Source organism: Lelliottia nimipressuralis, assembly GCF_004115925.1.
Taxonomy (GTDB): domain Bacteria; phylum Pseudomonadota; class Gammaproteobacteria; order Enterobacterales; family Enterobacteriaceae; genus Enterobacter; species Enterobacter nimipressuralis.
Genome location: NZ_SDDX01000008.1, coordinates 410,261 through 428,936 on the forward strand (window position 1 = coordinate 410,261; position 18,676 = coordinate 428,936).

An 18,676-nucleotide genomic window follows, 5' to 3' on the forward strand; every position below is an offset into this window, starting at 1 on the left:
CGACAAAAATACCTTAATATTTATGTGGTTAGTCGTATTACTGTAAAGATACGAAAAATGCCGCGAGAATCGCTTCTCGCGGCCTGAGGTTTACGCAACTAACAGCTGATGGTTTGCCAGCAAGGTGGCCAGATCCGTCTGTACCCCGTTCAGAGTGACCACCGTAGTCGGATCGAACTGGCTGCCCGTTCCGTCGCGGTCGATCTGAATTTCGGTGTTACTGCCGTTCTGCACCACGCGCAGGTAATCCGTAATATTCCCCGCGCTGCTGTCCAGAGTGGCGACACCGTTGACATAGCTCGCCGAGCCGGTGCCGGTATACCCGCTGTCGGATAACAGCTCGCGCAGGTCGATACGGTCGGTATCCGCCGTCCCTTCCCAGGTCCCGACGGTGAAGCCGTTAACCTGATCGCTGCCGTTACCGCCCGTGGCGTCAGCGGCGTTGATGAGCTTGTACAACAGCGTGTCGTGCCCGCCGCTGCCAATATTGAAGGTGTCGTTCCCGCCACGGCCTTCGAACTGGTTATCCCCGCTGTTGCCGGTGATCACGTCGTCGAAGTCCGAGCCTGCAATCCCTTCAATATTCTTCAGGGTGGTGGTGTTAAACCCGGTGTCTTGGGCTGTCGTGACGCTCAGGTCCACCGTGATGCCCGCGCTCGCATTGCGGTAATCGACCACATCCATCCCGCCGGTGTTGCTCCAGGTATCGTGATCCGACGTGGTGCTCCAGCCGCCGGAACCGTTGTAGGTATAACTTCCTTCTTCGGCGATAAAGGTGTCGTTATAGCCGGTCCCGGTCAGCGTTCCGCTGTGGCCCCCCGTTGCGGCATCGGCTGTCAGCACATAGCCTTCTTTGCCGTTGCCTGCTTCCAGTCCGTCCCAGGTCACGTTGGCGGAAGCACCGTTGGTGAACTTCACAATCTCTGCGGAGTAGGTTTCATCCGGATTCAGGCCGTAGAAACTGACCAGCGCCGAGCTGTCATTCACCCCGAAACCGGACTGGGCGTTGATGATTTGCGACGCCACCAGCTCACCGCGCGCGTTGTACAGATTCACGGTGTTGCCGTAATAGCTGTTGATGCCTTCGCTATCGACAATACGCAGGTGCATGGCCGTGCCGTCTGCAATGGTCTGTTTGTTCTGCACATAGACCACTTTGCCGTTCTGCTGAGACACCAGCAGATCCTTCGCGCCATCCCAGTTGTAATCCACCGCCGCAATCCCGGTGACATTCACCAGGCCAGTTGCCAGCTGGCTTGACGTCCACGTCGTTCCGTTATTGTTGTTGGTGAACAACGTTGCGGTTTGCGAGCCGCCGTAGGTGCTGAACTTGATCACGTCCATTTGGCCGTCACCGTTCCAGTCCACCGCCGCCGACAGATAACCCGCCGTGGCGTTTGAGGCTTCCACCGCACTCTTCGAGGCCGACAGCTGGCCGTTACCGTCGTTGTAATAGATCACACCGCCGGTATTGCCGTAGCTGCTGCCGAGATAGAGATCCATATACCCGTCGCCGTTGAAATCAGCCCAGGTCATCGACGCCGCCGTGGTGGTGTTTGCCGCGTTCACCACAAACACGTTGGTGATGTTTTGCCCGACAGTGAGCGTGCCATTCCCGCCGTTGTTGATGACCGTCATCGAGTACGCACCGCTGCGGTTGGTGTGCTGGACGATATCCACGGTGCCGTCGTTGTTAATGTCCACCCCGGAGATTTCACGTCCTGAGTCAAACTGGCCGTAGAAACCGCCTTCCCCGCCGGTTCCATCCGGTGTCAGCGTGCCGTTGTTGTTGATCAGGTAGGTCAGGGAGTCCATCCCGGCATCGCCGTAGGCCATGTCCAGATAACCATCACCGGTCTTGTCGTAGGCAATCACGCCGCCGTACCAGATAGTGGTGCCCATCGCCAGCTGGCTGGCGGTGTAGCTGGTGCCGTTGTAGGTCCACATCACCTGCGTTGAACCGGCGTAGGTAGTCTCGGTGGCGAAAATATCCGCTGTACCGTTTCGGTCGAAATCTGCCGCCGTCTGGCTCACCACGTTATAGCCACGGGTGTTGGTCAGCGCGGTATTGCTGTAGGTCGACATATCGCTGCTGGAATACGAGCGTCCGTTAGCGATGATATTCCACAACCCGCTGCTGTTCATGCCGAGCGTCATGGTGGAGTTGTCGCTGCTGCCGGTGGTGCTGGCCCAGTCGGTATTCACCGAGTCGGTTCCGATGGTCAGGCTGCCGGTGGTGGTGCCTGTCGTGTTGCCGTTACCCGCGCTGCTCTTCACCTGCGCCGTCACGCTGTAGCTGCTGGCAGCCAGCGCATCGCCGTCCGGTATCTGCACATACCAGGTGTTGTGATTCGGGTCGACCACTACCGCACCGCCGGTTTCGGAGGTGTAGGTTTTGCCGTTAACTGTGACCACCAGATACTCGCCATTGGTCAGCTCAGCGGACAAGGTCCCGCTCAGGATCGGCGTGGTGTCCGACGTGGTCTGCCCGGTGATCGCCGCCGTAGTGGTCGGAATGCTGGTATCGACGCGCAGCACGAAATCATCGGAATCCGTGCTGTTCCCCGCCGTGTCGGTGACACGCAGCACGTAGGTGTGGTTGCCGTCAATCAACCCGCTGTCCTGGAAGTACCAGCTGGTCGCCCCGTTCATCGTGACCTGACCCAGCTTCACGCCGTCGCGGTACAGTTCGGCAATTTCACCCGCCGCCAGGGCCTGATTCAGCGTCCCGTTGATCTGTGGCGTGGTGTCATCGGTGGCGACAGACGATCCGAAATCGCTCTGGCGCTCGCCTTCGTTGTCCGTGTAGCTCACCACGGTACCCTGCGTGACAGGCGGTGTGGTATCGACCGTCACCACCTGCTGCGCGGTCGAGCCGACGTTGCCCGCCTCATCGATAATGCGCACCTGGTAGGTGTGGTCACCTTCCGGGAGCACGCGAGGATCGGTGTAGCTCCACTGCGTCTGTGTCACCGTGGCATCGGTCCAGGTGGCACCGCCATCCATACTAATCTGCACGCGCTCGTCGCTGGCAAGCGCTCTGCCAAGCGATCCGCTGACCGTCAGGGTGGTATCGTTGGTGATAAAATCACTCGCGGATTGCCCGGTGTCATCGCTGATGGCATCAACCGTAATACCGTATTGCGGTGCCTGGGTATCGACAGTCACCACCTGCGAGGTGGTCGCGCCCACGTTGCCCGCCTGATCCACCACGCGAACCTGATAGCTATGGTCGCCATCGCCCAGCGTACGCGTGTCGGCATACTGCCATTGGGTGCCGTTGACCGTGGCATAGACCCAGGTCTGCCCACCGTCGAGACTCACCTGGACAAACTCATTCGCCCCGAGCGTTGCCCCTAGCGTGCCATGCAGCGTGTAAGAGGTTTCGCTGGTCAGGAAGTCATTGTTATCAAAGCCGGTATCGACGGTGATGTTATCCACCGTAACGGTAATCGCCGCATCAGGCGCAATCGTATCGACGGTCACCTGCTGATGAGCGGAATTCCCCACGTTACCCGCCGTATCAATGACGCGTACCCAGTAGTCGTAAGTCTGGTTTTGCAGCGTGCGGCCGTCCGCGTAGTACCAGCTATTGCCTACCACGGTGACGTTCTGCCAGGTATTGCCACCATCCAGGCTAATCTGCACGTACTCGCCGTCCGACAGCGTCGCACCCAGCGAGCCGTGCAGGGTCAGGGAGGTATCCTGGGTGACAAAGTCACTGTTGCTCAGCCCGGTGTCGTCGCTGATGCTGTCGATGGTGACGGTTTTACTCGCGTCCGGCACCACCGTATCAATGGTCACCACCTGGCTGGTAGTGGCGCTGATGTTGCCTGCGTCGTCAATCACGCGCAGCTGATAGTTGTAATCGCCGTCGGCCAGCGTGCGGCCATCGACCCAGGTCCAGCCCAGGCCGCTCACGCTCACGTTAGTCCAGGTCACGCCGCCATCAGTGCTGATTTGCGCATATTCGCCGTTGCCCAACGCCGCGCCCAGCGTCCCTTTCAGGGTGATCTGGTTATCGCTGGTAATAAAATCGCTGCCGGATAGCCCCGTATCCTGGGTCACGGAATCCACGGTAATGGTGGTGGAGGCAGGTGCAGTGAGATCGACCACCACGTTCTGGCTGTCGGTCGCGCCCACGTTACCCGCGTTATCCACCACCCGGACCTGATACGTGTAAGTCCCGTCCGTCAGCGTGCGGCCATCGGTATAGCGCCATTGCGTGCCGGTGACCGTCAGATCGCTCCAGGTCACGCCGCCATCAAGGCTGATCTGCGCCTTCTCGTTATTGCCGAGCTGTGCGGTCAGGGAGCCGTTGACGATAACCTGATTATCGTTAGTGATGAAATCGCTGCTGCTCAGACCGGTGTCGTTGTGCAGAGAATCAATGCTGATCCCCATCGACGGCGCGGTCAGATCCACCGTCACGTTATGGCTATCGCTGGCGCTGTTGCCGATGGTGTTGCTGACCTCGGCATGAATGACATATGCGCCACCGTCGGCCAGTGCGGTCACATCCGCGCTGCCCAGGGTGTATTCCCAGCTGCCGTCGTTTTGAACGGTTGTGGTGTAAGTTTTGCCGTTCAGCGTGAGGGTGACCGTCCGGCCCGCAGGTGCGTCGGTGGTGCCGCTGATCACCAGCGGGGTGCCGTGCTCTGCGGCGTTGACAATATCATCGTCGGCAAAGGTGTTGATGCTGATGGTCGGCACGTCACCGTTCAGGGTCACGTCATGCGTGGTGCTGCCAGGGTTTCCGGCTTTATCGCTGACGGAGGCGGTAATGGTGTAATCACCGTCGCTCAGGCCGAGGAAATCGCGCCCGGAGACAAACACCGACCATTTACCGTCGGCGTCAACCATCGCCTGATAGCTGTGGCCGTTGAAGGTCACCGTCACCCTCTGGCCCTGTTCGGCGGTCGTTGTGCCGCTGAGGGTTTGCCCCGCCAGCTGTTCGCTGTTGTTTACGATATCGTCGCCCGCCACGGTATCAATGGTAATGACCGGCGCAACGGTATCCACCGTCAGGGTATGGGTGGTCTGACCGCTGTTACCGGCTTTATCGCTTACCGACGCAGTGACGGTTAACGCCCCTTCGTTCAGCGCCGCGAGATCCGTTGCCGGAACATTCAGCGTCCAGGTTCCGTCGCTGGCGATCTGGGCGGTATAGGTCTTGCTGCCCAGCGTGACGGTAACCATTTGTCCCGCTTCCGCGCTGGACGAACCGTGGATCGTCAGCGGCTGCTGCTGTTCGACGGCATTCAGAACATCGTCGCCCGCGAGCGTGGCGATACTGACCACCGGCGGCGTGGTATCGACGCTCACCGTGTGGGTGGATGACGCACTGTTACCCGCGCTGTCCTGGGCGGAGACGGAGACCTGATAGTGCGCTCCATCCGCCAGCCCCGCGACGTCTGCCGCAGGAACAGTGGTCGTCCAGGAGCCATCGCTCTGGATGTTCGCCGTATAGTTTTTACCATTCAGCGTAACGGTCACCTGCGTCCCGCTGGCGAACTGGGTGCTTGAGCCGCTGATGGTCAGCGCGCTGCCCGCTTCCGCCGCGTTAATCACATCATCGCCGCTGATGGTTGCCACCGTCAGGGAGACAGAAGCGGTGTTCACCACCACGTCGTGCGTCTGAGTGCTGCTGTTACCCGCGCTGTCCGTCACGGTGGCGCTGATGGTCACCGTACCGTCCTGCAACGCTGAAATCACGCTGGCTGGTACACCGACGCTCCACTTGCCGCTGGCATCCACCGTGGTGGTGTACTGCTGGCCGCCGATCGTGATAATGAGCTTATCGCCCACCGCCGCGCCCGTCGCCGTACCGCTGACAATCTGCGCCTGTCCGTGCTCAACGCTGTTGATGACGTTATCGCCCGCCACCGTATTGAAGCTGATAACGGGCGGCGTGGTATCGAGAGTGATCGCCTTGCTGGCGCTGCCTGGGTTTCCGGCGTTATCGCTCACGCTGACCTGCACCGAATAGCCGTTATCCGCCATCGCCGCCAGATCGCCCGCCGGAACAGAGAGGTTCCAGCTACCGCCAGCCTCTACCTGGGCGGTGTACGTTTTACCGCCCAGCATGACGGTCACCGTCTGGCCCACTTCTGCGGTAGTGGTACCGGAAATCACAATCCCTGCGGCGGCTTCGCTACCGTTGATGACGTTATCCCCGGCGACCGTATCAATCGTGACGGTCGGCGCAGTGCTGTCGACGCTGTACTCGCGCCCCGCCGAGGCGCTGTTGCCGTTGACGTTGGTGACGCTCACCTGCACGCTGGCGTCGCCCTCTTTCAGACCGTTCAGATCCGCCGAAGGCACCGTGACGGTCCATTTCCCGTCTGCATCCACCTGCGCGGTATAGGCTTTCCCGCCAAAGGTGATGTTGACCGTCTGATTCGCTTCGACGTTCGTGGTGCTGCCGGAGAGCACCAGGTCCGCCCCTTTTTCCGCCGCATTGATCACATCGTCGGTCGTAATGGCATCGATACTGATCGCCACATCCGCCAGATCGACTTTCACGTCGTGGTTGATGGAGACCGGGTTTCCGGCGCTGCTCTGGCCTGCCACCGTAATGGTGACGTTGCCTGCCGCCAGCGCACCGACGTCTGCCGCAGGGACAGCGGCGCTCCAGGTGCCGTCCGCCAGCACCGTCGCCGGATAGGTTTTGCCGTTGACGGTGACGGTCAAGGCACTGCCCGCCGGGAGGCCGTCGCTGTCGCCGGTGATAATCAGGTTCTGCCCGTGTTCAATGCGGTTGATCACGTCATCGCCCGCCACAGTATCCACGCGCAGGCCTGGCAGGCTGGCGTCGATGGTGATGTCGCGCTCGCCGGAACCGCTGTTGCCCACGCCATTGGTGACGGAGGCGGTGACGGTCAGATCGCCGTTGCCCAGCGCCGTCAGCACGTCCGCCGGGACGTTCACCGACCAACTCAGATCGTTTTGTACTGTGGTGGTGTAGGTATTGCCGCCAATGGTGACGGTCACGGTGTTGCCCTGCTGGGCATTCACCACCATACCGCTGATGGTCTGGCCCGCCGCCACTTCGTCGGCGTTAATCACGTTGTCCGTAGCAATCGCATTAATAGTGACGCCTGGTAGCGCCGTATCCACCTGCAGGTTTGCACTGCCGCTGATGCTGTTGCCCACGCCGTTGGTGGCGCTGGCGTTAAGGGTGTAGTTTGCTTCGCCGAGACCCGCGAGGTCGGCTGCCGGTATTGTCAGGCTCCAGCGACCATCTGCGGCCGTTGTGGCGGTGTACTGCTTACCGTTCAGCGTGACCGTCACCCGTGTGCCTTCGGCCAGGTTTGCGCTGATCCCGTCGACGCTCAGGTCGTGACCCTTTTCTACGGCATTCAGCACGTTATCGCCGGAAATGGCATTGAAGCCCAGAGACGGCAAACCGGTATCGACAGTTACGTTATGGCTGCCGCTGCCGGTGTTGCCTGCTGCATCGGTGACGTTCACGGAGACCGTCACCGTGCCATCGCTGAGCGCCGAAATCACGCTGGCTGGCACGCCAACGCTCCAGTTGCCGCTGGCATCCAGCACCGTGGTGTACGTCTGGCCGCCGATGGTCACAGTGACGCTATCGCCTGCCGCCGCGCCGGTGGCTGAACCACTGATGATTTGCGCCTGAGCATGCTCGGCCACGTTAATGACGTCATCGCCCGCAATAGTATTGATGGTGATCACCGGAACGGTGACATCCACCGTCAGGTTGCGATCGACCGACGCCGGGTTACCGGCTTTGTCAGCCACCGAGGCGTGGATCGTGGTAACGCCGTCCGCCAGGTTCGCCACATCCGCCGCCGGAACGTCCAGCGTCCAGCTGCCGTCTGCGCCCACCGTGGTGGTGTAAGTTTTATTGTTCAGCGTCACGACGACCGGCTGGCCCGCTTCCGCCGTGCTGGTGCCGCCGATCGTCAGATCAGCTTGCGCTTCTGCCGCGTTGAGAATGTCGTCTGCCGCAACAGTGTTGATCGTCACGCCCGGCGCGGTGCTGTCGACGCTGTATTCGCGTCCCGCCGAGGCGCTGTTGCCGTTAACGTTGGTGACGCTCACCTGCACGCTGGCATCGCCCTCTTTCAGCCCGTTCAGATCTGCTGATGGCACCGTGACGGTCCATTTCCCGTCCGCATCCACCTGTGCGGTATAGGCTTTCCCGCCAAAAGTGATATCGACCGTCTGGTTTGCTTCAACGTTCGTGGTGCTGCCGGAAAGCACCAGGTCCGTCCCTTTTTCCGCCGCATTGATCACATCGTCTGTCGTGATGGCATCGATACTGATCGCCACGTCCGCCAGATCGACTTTCACGTCATGGTTAATGGAGACCGGATTCCCGGCGCTGCTCTGGCCTGCCACCGTAATGGTGATGTTGCCTGCCGCCAGCGCGCCGACGTCTGCCGCAGGAACGGCGGCGCTCCAGGTGCCGTCCGCCAGCACCGTCGCCGGATAGGTTTTGCCGTTGACGGTCACGGTCAGGGCACTGCCCGCCGGGAGGCCGTCGCTGTCGCCGGTGATAATCAGGTTCTGTCCGTGTTCAATGCGGTTGATCACGTCATCGCCCGCCACGGTATCCACGCGCAGGCCCGGCAGGCTGGCATCAATGGTGATGTCGCGCTCGCCGGAACCGCTGTTGCCCACGCCATTGGTGACGGAGGCGGTGACGGTCAGATCGCCGTTGCCCAGTGCCGTCAGCACGTCCGCCGGGACGTTCACCGACCAGCTCAGATCGTTCTGTACCGTGGTGGTGTAAGTGTTGCCGCCAATGGTGACGGTCACGGTGTTGCCCTGCTGGGCGTTCACCACCGTACCGCTGATGGTCTGGCCCGCCGCCACTTCATCGGCGTTGATCACGTTGTCCGTAGCAATGGCGTTGATGGTGACGCCTGGCAGTACGGATTCCACGTTAACCGTATGCACCGCGCTCCCGCTGTTGCCTGCGCTGTCGGTTGCCGACGCGCTAATGTCATACAGCGCTTCGCCCAGCGCCCCGACCTGATCCGCCGGAACGGTGGTGGTCCATTTGCCCTCGCCGTTGACGATGGCGCTGTAGGCTTTGCCATTGAGCATCACCGTCACCATCGCGCCAGCCGCCAGGCCCGTCGCGGTACCGCTGATCGTCAGCTCCTGGGCTTTTTCGGCGTTGTTGATGACGTCGTCACCGGAGACCGTATCAATGGTTAAGACGGGCGCAGTGAGGTTGACCGCCACGTCATGGGTGGTGGTGTCGCTGTTACCCGCTTTGTCCGTCAGCGTTGCCGTGAGGGTATGATCGCCCGCGATCAAGGCTCCCACGTCTGCGGCCGGAACGCCCACGATCCAGTTGCCAGAGGCATCCAGCGTGGCGGTGTAGGATTTGTTGTTGAGGGTGACGGTCACGACATCGCCCGCTTCAGCGCCCGTCACGTGGCCCGTGACGATCAGCGCCTGGCCATGCTCGGTGCTGTTGATGATGTCATCGCCGGAAAGGGTATCGATGGTGAGCTGCGGCACCGTGGCGTCCACCAGCACGTCACGGTCGGCGCTCGCCGGGTTGCCCGCTTTGTCGGCCACGGATGCGGTCACGGTGTACTGACCGTCGCTGATTCCAGCCATATCGGCCGCCGGAACGGTGACGCTCCAGTTGCCCCCCGCCAGAACCGTGGTGGTGTACTCTTTTCCGTTCAGCGTGACGGTCACGGGTTGACCCGCTTCGGCGTTGGTCGTCCCGTTCACCACCAGATCCTGCTGCGCTTCCGCCGCATTGACGATGTTGTTATCGCTGATGATCTCGATAGAAAGTGACGGCGCGGTGGCATCAACGCTGTATTCGCGGCCCGCCGAGGCGCTGTTGCCGTTGACGTTGGTGACGCTCACCTGCACGCTGGCATCGCCGTCTTTGAGACCCGCCAGATCCGCCGATGGCACGGTGTACGTCCAGTTGCCGTTGGCATCGACGGTCGTGGTATAGGTTTTGCCCCCAAAGGTCAGGGTGACCGTCTGGTTCGCTTCGACGTTCGCCGTGGTGCCGGAGAGGACCAGATCGGTCCCTTTCTCCACCGCGTTGATCACATCGTTGCTGGCAATCGCGTCAATGCTGATCGCCACATCCGCCAGATCGACCTTCACGTCATGGCTGATGGAGACCGGATTTCCGGCGCTGCTCTGGCCTGCCACCGTGATGGTGACGTTGCCTGCCGCCAGCGCACCGACGTCAGACGCAGGAACGGCGGCGCTCCAGGTGCCGTCCGCCAAGACCGTTGCCGGATAGGTTTTGCCATTGACCGTTACGGTCAGCGCGGAGCCAGCCGACAGGCCGGTGCTGGTGCCCGTCACCATCAGATGCTGGCCGTGTTCAACGATGTTAATCACATCGTCGCCCGCCACCGTGTCCACGCGCAGCCCCGGCAGATTGGCGTCGATAGTGATATCGCGCTCACCCGTACCGGTATTGCCGTGACCATTCGTAACCGACGCTTCGACCGTCAGATCGCCGTTGCCGATTGCGCTCAGCACATCTGCAGGGACATCCACCGACCAGCTGAGATCGCTTTTAACGGTCGTGGTGTAGGTGTTGCCGCCGATAGTCACCGTAACGGTATCGCCGTTCGCCGCGCCGCTGACTTTACCGCTGAGGGTCTGCCCGGTCGCCACTTCCGAGGCGTTGATAATATCGTCGCTGGCGATGGCGTTTAGGGTGATCACCGGCAGGGCGCTGTCGACCAGCACGTCGTGCGTGGTGCTGCTGTTATTGCCCGCACTGTCCGTGACGCTGGCCGTCACGGTGTAATTCGCCTCACCCAGCGCGCTGACCGCCGAGGCCGGAACGGTTACCGTCCAGTTCCCGCTGTCATCCGCGATGGCCGTGTATTGGATGCCGTTGAGCGTGACGGTGATCACCGTGCCCTGCGGCTGGTCGCTGGTGCCAGAAAGTGCCAGATCTGCGCCTTTTTCAGCCGCATTGATCACATCGTCATCGGCAAGCGTGTTGATCGCAATCACCGGTTTTGCGGTGTTCACCACCACGTCCACCGAGTTACTGCCCGTATTGCCGGCACTGTCAGTCACGGAGACGTCGATAGTCCAGGTTCCGTCTGCCAGCCCCTGAATCACGGAGGCGGGCAGGCCCAGGCTCCAGTTGCCCGCCGCATCCACTGCGGTGGTGTAATTCACGCCGTCAATGGTAACGGTCACCAGATTGCCTGCGGCCGCGCCCGTCACCGAGCCACTTAAAATCTGCGCCTGCGAGTGGGCGGTGTAGTTCACGGTGTTGGTGTCGGTGACAAAATCATTAATCGTCACCTGCGGAACCGTAGCGTCGACCAGGCCGATTCGATCGGTGCTGGCGCTGTTTCCAGCCACATCGCTGACGCTCGCGTTGATCGTCACGTTGCCGTCGGCGAGGGCACCCACATCGGCGGCAGGAACGCTCAGCTGCCAGCTGCCGTCATTCTGCACGAGAGCCTGATAGGTTTTGCCGTTCAGGGTGAGGGTCACGGTCTGGCCCGCTTGCGCGCTGGTGCTGCCGCTTAAAATCAGATCCTGCTGCGCTTCTGCAGCGTTGATGATGTTGTCGTCGGTCAGGTTGTCGATAGCAATCGTCGGCGGCTGGGTGTCCACCGTGATCACGCGTGACGCATCGGCGCTGTTGCCGCTGGTGTTGGCTACGCTCACGCTAATCTGCGCGCGCCCGTCGCTCAGCCCGTCCATCGCGCTGGAAGGGACCGTCAGGCTCCATGAGCCGTCCTGCTGAACCTGGGCCGTGAAGGTCTGATCGGCAAATTTCACTACCACCGTCTGGCCCGCTTCAACGCCCTGCGTCTGGCCGGAAAGGGTAAGATCAGCCGCTTTCTCGGCGGCATTCAGCATGTCATCAAGGGTCACCGTGTCAATGGACACGGCGACAGGAGAGAGATTCAGTTCAATGGGATGTTCAGCAGAAACGGTATTGCCCCACTGATCCTGCGCGCTGGCCACAACCAGAATATCGCCCGCGGTCCAGTTTTGCAGGTCTGCCGCCGGGACACCGATCTGCCAGCTGCCGTTGGCGGCAATGACCGCCGGATAATCGATATTGTTGATGGTGACGGTCATCTGTGAGCCTGGCGCCAGGTGGCTGCTCGAGCCGGTGACAGTCAGATCCTGGTGCTGCTCGATGGCGTTAATAACGTCGTCGCCAGAGATGGTGTTGACGCGTAGGCCCGGCAAGGCGGCGTTGATATTAATATCGCGCTCGCCGGTGCCCGTGTTGCCGTGAGCGTTGGTCACCGATGCCGTGAAGGTCAGATCGCCGTCGCCAAACGCGTTCAGATCGGCGGACGAAATCGATACATTCCAGCTCAGATCGTTGCCGACGATGGCGGTGTAGCTTTTGCCGCCGACGGTAATGGAGACGGTGTCGCCCGCAGCCGCACCAACGACGCGGCCACTGAGCGTCTGGTCAACGGCAACTTCCGCATTGTTGACCAGATTATCGCCCGCAAAGGTATTGATGATCACCTGCGGCAGCGCCGTATCCACCAGCAGCATGGCGTCCGCGCTGCCGACGTTGCCCACGCTGTCCGTTCCGCTCACGCTTACGGTGTAGAGGGTATTCGCCAGATTCAGCACGTCAGTCACCGGCACCTGCACCAACCAGACGCCGTTCTCCACGGTGGCCTGGTAGCTGATGTTATTCAGGGTTACGGTTACCGCGCTGCCGTTCGGCAGATTACTTGTACCGCTGAGATCGAGTGGCAACATCGCTTCCTGAGCGTTCAGCACGTTGTCCTGGCTGATAGGGTCGATCGTTAACTCAGGTGCTGCACCGCTCAGGGTAAAATCGTGAGTGGCATTCCCGGTGTTACCGGCCGCATCCGTCACCGCAACGGAGAGCGTAAAGTGACCTTCGCCGAGCGCGCTGATTTCGTTTGCCGGAACGCCCACGCTCCAGCTGCCATCGGCTTGCACGACGCCCGTATAGTGCTTACCGCCCAGCGTCACGGTAACCACGTCACCTTCGGCTGCGCCGCTCGCGCGACCGGAAATAATCTGCGCCTGACCCTGCTCATCGGCATTGATCACGTCATCACCCGCGACGGCGTTCACCGTCACGACAGGGGCTACGGTATCGACGCTGAAATCAGCGGTGGTGGAGGTGGGATTTCCGGCTTTGTCGTTGACGTTTACCGTGACCGTATGGGAACCCTCAGCGAGTGCGTTGACGTCGCTGTTATTCAGGGTCAGGGACCATGTGCCGTCACTGCCGACGGTGGTGGTGTAGTTTTTGCCGTTGAGGGAGACCGTGACAATTTGCCCGGCCTCGGCGTTGGTTTTACCGCTCAGCGTTAATGGCTGGCCGTGCTCGGCGGCGTTGAGGATGTTGTCCTGCGAAATGGCATCCACGGAGAGCGTCGGCGCGTGGGCATCGACGTTCAGCGTCTGATTTCCGGTGACGGTATTGCCCGCCGCGTCTTTGCCGGTCACGGTGACCGTCCAGGTGCCGTCCGCCAATGCCTTCGCATCAGCCGCCGGAACGTTAACGCTCCATGCACCGTTCGCGCCGACTTCGGTGGTGTAGGTCTTACCGTTCAGCGTGACGGTCAGGTCGGTGCCCTGCGCGAGATTTTTGCTGCTGCCGGACAGGGCAAATCCTGCGGACTGCTCGCTGGCATTGATGACGTTATCTCCGGCAGTGGTGCTCAGCGTGACGCTGGCATCGGCGGTGACCACATTCACGGTGATGCTGCCCGCAGAAGTCGTTTTGCTGCCGTCGATTTGCACTACCGACCAGGTGTGTTCGCCGTCGGCTTGCGTCGGCAGTTTTACCGTCCAGGTGCCATTGGTGCCGACCATCGCGCTGGCGATGGTGTTGCCGCTGCTGTCCTTGATCTGAATGGTCGCGCCTGGCTGGCCGGTGCCGCTAAAGGTCGGGGTGTTATCGTCCGTGACCTCTTTTGCACTCAGCACACCCTGCTTGTCACCCTGTTTATCCGTCACGAGGAAGGTCGGCGTCGCACTTTCGACCTCTTTGGTGTTGTCGATGACTTTGGTTTTGGTGTCACCATCCCCGCCGTGTGCCAGCAGCGCGCCAATCGCCCCGCCGCCTAACGCGGCCCCTGCGATCCAGCCCCATGGGGCATCGCTTAAGCTACTGGCCTGTTCCAGGAACGGCTCGATGGTGGAAATCGGCGTGGCCTGCGCGCTTAATTCCACCGCCGCCATCCCCGCGGCCTCTTCCGTCTCTGCAAAGGTGATATGAGTCAGTTCCTGCTGGTCATTGAACACCAGTTCGGAATGGTTTTTGCCCTCTGGATCGTCGAGAAAATAGTTATTGCATCGAATCACGCTGCCATCTTTCATGTAAATCAGCAGATCCTTACCCTGGCGCATATAACGTGCGACATCCTGGGCCGATCCGTGGATTTCAATGACACTGGGTGCAGAAACAGATACCGAGAGATTTCCCTCTCCGGTCAATACTGTTTTCTCAGCGGTTTTGCGAATAATGACATCGACAATCTTAGCGTTACTCATATTTCTCTCCTTGCAGGTACACGGGTGCCTGTGAGTATTTCTATCCTGAGGATGTGACTATCCCCGGGAATGAAAATCTCCCATTCTTCTTGAACTTATATCCGCAGCGTCAGCCGCGTTTCTCTAACTTAAATCAGGTAATTTGGCCGCAGCGTTTTTTTCAATTCCAATACGTTGCATGAGATTATCAACGGCTGACGCATAATTAACTGCACTCGCCCAGCTATCATATTCTGCTGATATTTTGGAGGAGGTTGCCTGCCAGACATCTTGTTCGACGCTCAGGAGATCGTTAATACTTCGCTTACCGAGGGTATATTCATTTTTATAAACTTCACGGGCGCGTAACGCATTTTCCAGCTGGACATTTCCGGCCTCCATTCGGCCACGCGCCCCGCTCCAGTCTGCCATTGCGACTGAGGCTTTTTGCAGGACATCAAAGCGAGCCTGATCCACCTGCGAAGCGGCCATAGCACGCGCCCCTTCAGCCTGGCGAACCCTGGCGGACACTGCGCCGCCCTGGTAAAGAGGGGCATCAATATTCAGCTGGATCTGGTCGTCCCAATAGGAGCGATTATCCGATTCATAGCGCGTTCTTCCCCCTTTCAGGCTCAGGGTCGGCCAGTGCTGGGATTTCGCCCGTTCAATGCCGTACTGGGCAGAACTCTCCATGGTTCTCGCCGCCAGAACGGAGGGGATCAGCGTGTAGTCGATGCTATCAAGGGAATCCTGCTGCACCTCAAGCGTGGACGGTAACGGGGAGAGCTGTTGTGCATCAATTCCCGTCAGAACCGACAGCCTGGCGCGGGCACTTTTCAGCGCCGCGTTGTATTGCTCAAGGGTTGCCTGCATTCCCGCCACGCGGGTTTGCGTTTGCAGCTCATCAGAGGTGGAGCTAAGGCCCGCACTGGAGCGTAATTTCGCCAGCTGTTGCACATTTTTCAGGGCGAGGATGTTCTCCTGCGCGGCCTGGGTCAGGTCTGTATAGCGTTTCACATCCACATAGCTCAGCGCGGTTTTCTCTGCGACCGACGATAACGTCGCCATCAGCTGATACCGATAGCTGTCATGCTGGGCGGAAGACTGGCTGATCGCGCTATTGGTTTTGCCAAAGTCGTACACAAGCTGCGTCAGGCTCAAGCCCCACGCCGCCGAATTTTTCAGCGAACCGCTGGAGTCCGTCGTCTGGCTATGGCCCGTATTGCCGTTCAGTGAAATTTGCGGCATCCACCCGCTTCGGGCTTCATCAATCTGGGCCTGACCAATCCCCATCTGAGCGGCTTGCTGGCTCACGGAGGGATCGCGATCGAAAGCAAAAAGAATGCTCTCTTTTAATGACGTGCGTGCGACGGGAGCGCTGCCAATCGTCCCGTTATTTGCCATCGATGAGGACATCGTGGCCGCAAATAAAACAAGGGCGGCAGGTATCTGGGTATATTTGAACGCTCTCAAGATAGATCTCCCTTACTATTCCACCCCTGAGGATGGTGTATATCGTTTTCTTCGCCTCCCCCACTTAGCCAGTGGTAAAAATCTTACACGTAAGAATTTTTCAACGTTTAATGAATGTGCGAAAAAGCCTAAGCACCAATTTTCACTAACGGAAATCAGTAGCAGATAATCGTTTTTAAGAATTTACTTATTCAACATTTCTTAACGGCGAGCATAACAAAATGTCTTAAGTGGAACTATACCCACAATGTTAACAAGGTGTTAATGCTAAGAGAAAAAATGCGGTTTCCAGACAAACCGTGAAAATAGGGCCTAAATCGGCCTGGAATAAACGCATTGTTATTTAAGAAAATATTTAAAATACCTACCTGTACATTTTTGCGTTTATTTCTCAATGAATATGACACAAAGATTTTCAAAGAAATGTCAGTTTTAGTGCCATGGTTATTATTTAAACAACAAAGAAAAAATAATCCCTTAAGAAACAGGATACTGCGCCATCAATTGTTAATAATTGGCATTTAACACCAGTAATTTCTTTATAAGCAGTCATTCAATCTAAATGTGAAAAAATAAACAGAACAATAACAATATAACAGGTGAATTATTAGCACATTCGGGATAACTCATTACGTTTATTCATCAATCGATGGCATCAGCCCGAAAACGGCAATAAAAAACCCGCAGTGGAATCTGCGGGTTTTACCGTTTCGACGCGCGTTGTGCCGGATTAGCTCTCCTTATCCTTCTCCACAATCAACGGCTCGATATCGCTCTCTTTCTTGATCACCAGCGAATCATCCCCGCGCAGGCAGGTGCCGCCGTAGTTGCCGCCGACGGTAAAGGTGCAGACCTGGATGTATTTCCCGTCCACTTTCGGCAGGCACCACAGCTGCTGGTAGATATTTTTACGATCCGTGAATTTACCGCTGGATTTATCCAGCAGCTCCTCTTCGGCGCTGATCAGATCGATATTGCTGCCGCAGCGACCGGCGATAGGTTTCACCGCATAGCCGGTTTTGGTGAGCAGTTCGTTGACCTCGAAATCCGTATCCAGCAGATAGCGGTGGTTCGGGAACAGCTGCCACAGCACCGGCAGAATCGCTTTGTTACCGGGGATCACGGTCCACAGCGGTTCAAATACCAGCACTTCCGGGCGCAACAGCACGTCAATTAAACGCACCTCTTGCTGGGGATGACCGGTGCGAATCGGCACGGCGGCGTATTCGGTTTCGCTCACTTCACGCACCTGCTCGATCGCCGTTTCCCACGCCCAGGTTTTCCAGACACAGTTCACCGCGCGACCTTCGTCATCGATAAGCTGCCCTGCCGCATCCCAGCTCAGCGCTTCCAGACCGTGCAGAATTTTGGTGTCAAAACCGGCCTGCATCAGCGAGCGCTGGATAAAGAGCGCGTGATAATCCTCTTCGATATCGTTGTCCTGCATGATATGCACGAACGGACGCGCATGGCTGTGTTTCCACGCGCCGGTCAGCTCTTCGAGCAAGCCTTCCGCCGGGTTATGCCCGGTGCCGCGATAGCCATTTTTCACCCACTCTTCGAGGATCAAACCGCCTTCCGTATGGCAGGAGGCGGAATCGGCGTTGTACTCGTACACCTTCAGCCCGCGCTCATCCATACAAAAATCCATACGACCGGTGATCATATGGTGACGACGCCACTGCCAGGAGAGGCGCAGGCGCGGCCAGAGGATTTTCGGGATGTCGAAAAGCGCGAGTAAGTTGTCGTCTTTCAGCACTTTATCGGTGGCGTGGAGATACATCAGATGCAGCTCGTTGGTGGCCTTGATCAGCTCCTGCTCGGCACTTTCGGTGATGGTGAAATACTGGCAGGGATCTTTGTTGATCACATGCCCGTTGGCGCGAACGTAAGCCTGCTGGAGAGCATCCTTTTCGTTGAGCCATTTCCCGTCGAACTGGCGTTTGTTGGGCAGTCGCGCCCCGCTGATTTTCAGCTGTTCACCGCCGATTTCCGGCTGCGGCAGGCTGTGCTCTGTGTCGTCGGTCTGGATCATCCAGCCCAGAATAGTGGTATCCGTGAAGGTGTCGTGCAGGGTGTAGCAGCCTTTTTCGACGGACAGGCGCAGCTCGCGCGTCCACTGCTGCCCGACCGGCAGCGGCGAATGGAGTACGTTCTGCTCGGCAATGCGCACTTTATCGCCCATCAGTTGAGTGATGACGGCCACATGGCCGGTCTCATGAAACTCACCGCCCTTTTGCCAGATGAGCAGCGAACCGGCTTTTGGCGCGCGTTTCGAACCGTTGGCAAACGCCTGAAGCGGCAGGATGGTGTCGTTCACCACGGCGCGCAGGAAGCGCAGGGAGAAGATCTCCCACGCCATGCCGACGTCGGTAAATACCATGCCGTAGTTGAGGAACAGGAAGCGGCGCGCGAACTCTACGCACTGCCATTTGTGGCCCATATATTCGTTGCCGATATAGCTACGAAACTCCGCGTCTTCGGGGTAGTGGCGCGGGTCAAGACTGCTGTAGTTCGAGGAGTAAATTGCCACGCCACCCGGCGCATAACCTAACAACGTCCCAAACGGAGCGTCACTGCTTTGCTTTCCATTATTTCGCATGAATCCAACCTAAAAAGGCAGGCGGCAAGATGATGAGGGTTGTCGTCTGCGTGTTGACATGAATCAGACAGAAGAGGATTTATCATACACCTGATAAAGGGACAATTCACAGTGCGA

General features: G+C 58.9%; 3 protein-coding genes. All 3 read right to left on the bottom strand.

Features of this window, described 5'->3' with window-relative positions; genetic code table 11:
- Window positions 1-90 precede the first annotated feature (90 nt).
- Entirely contained in the window at window positions 91-14,505 is a 14,415-nt protein-coding gene (locus tag ETG88_RS08285) for an Ig-like domain-containing protein (RefSeq protein ID WP_129035149.1), read from the bottom strand.
- A gap of 123 nt (window positions 14,506-14,628) precedes the next feature.
- Window positions 14,629-15,888, bottom strand: a complete 1,260-nt coding sequence (locus ETG88_RS08290) for a TolC family outer membrane protein (RefSeq protein WP_233446079.1) — start codon at window positions 15,886-15,888, stop codon at window positions 14,629-14,631.
- Window positions 15,889-16,687: 799 nt separating this feature from the next.
- The gene (gene gss / locus ETG88_RS08295) at window positions 16,688-18,559 is read right to left on the bottom strand and encodes a bifunctional glutathionylspermidine amidase/synthase (RefSeq protein WP_129035150.1); all 1,872 of its coding nucleotides are present in this window, start codon (window positions 18,557-18,559) and stop codon (window positions 16,688-16,690) included.
- Window positions 18,560-18,676: the final 117 nt, after the last annotated feature.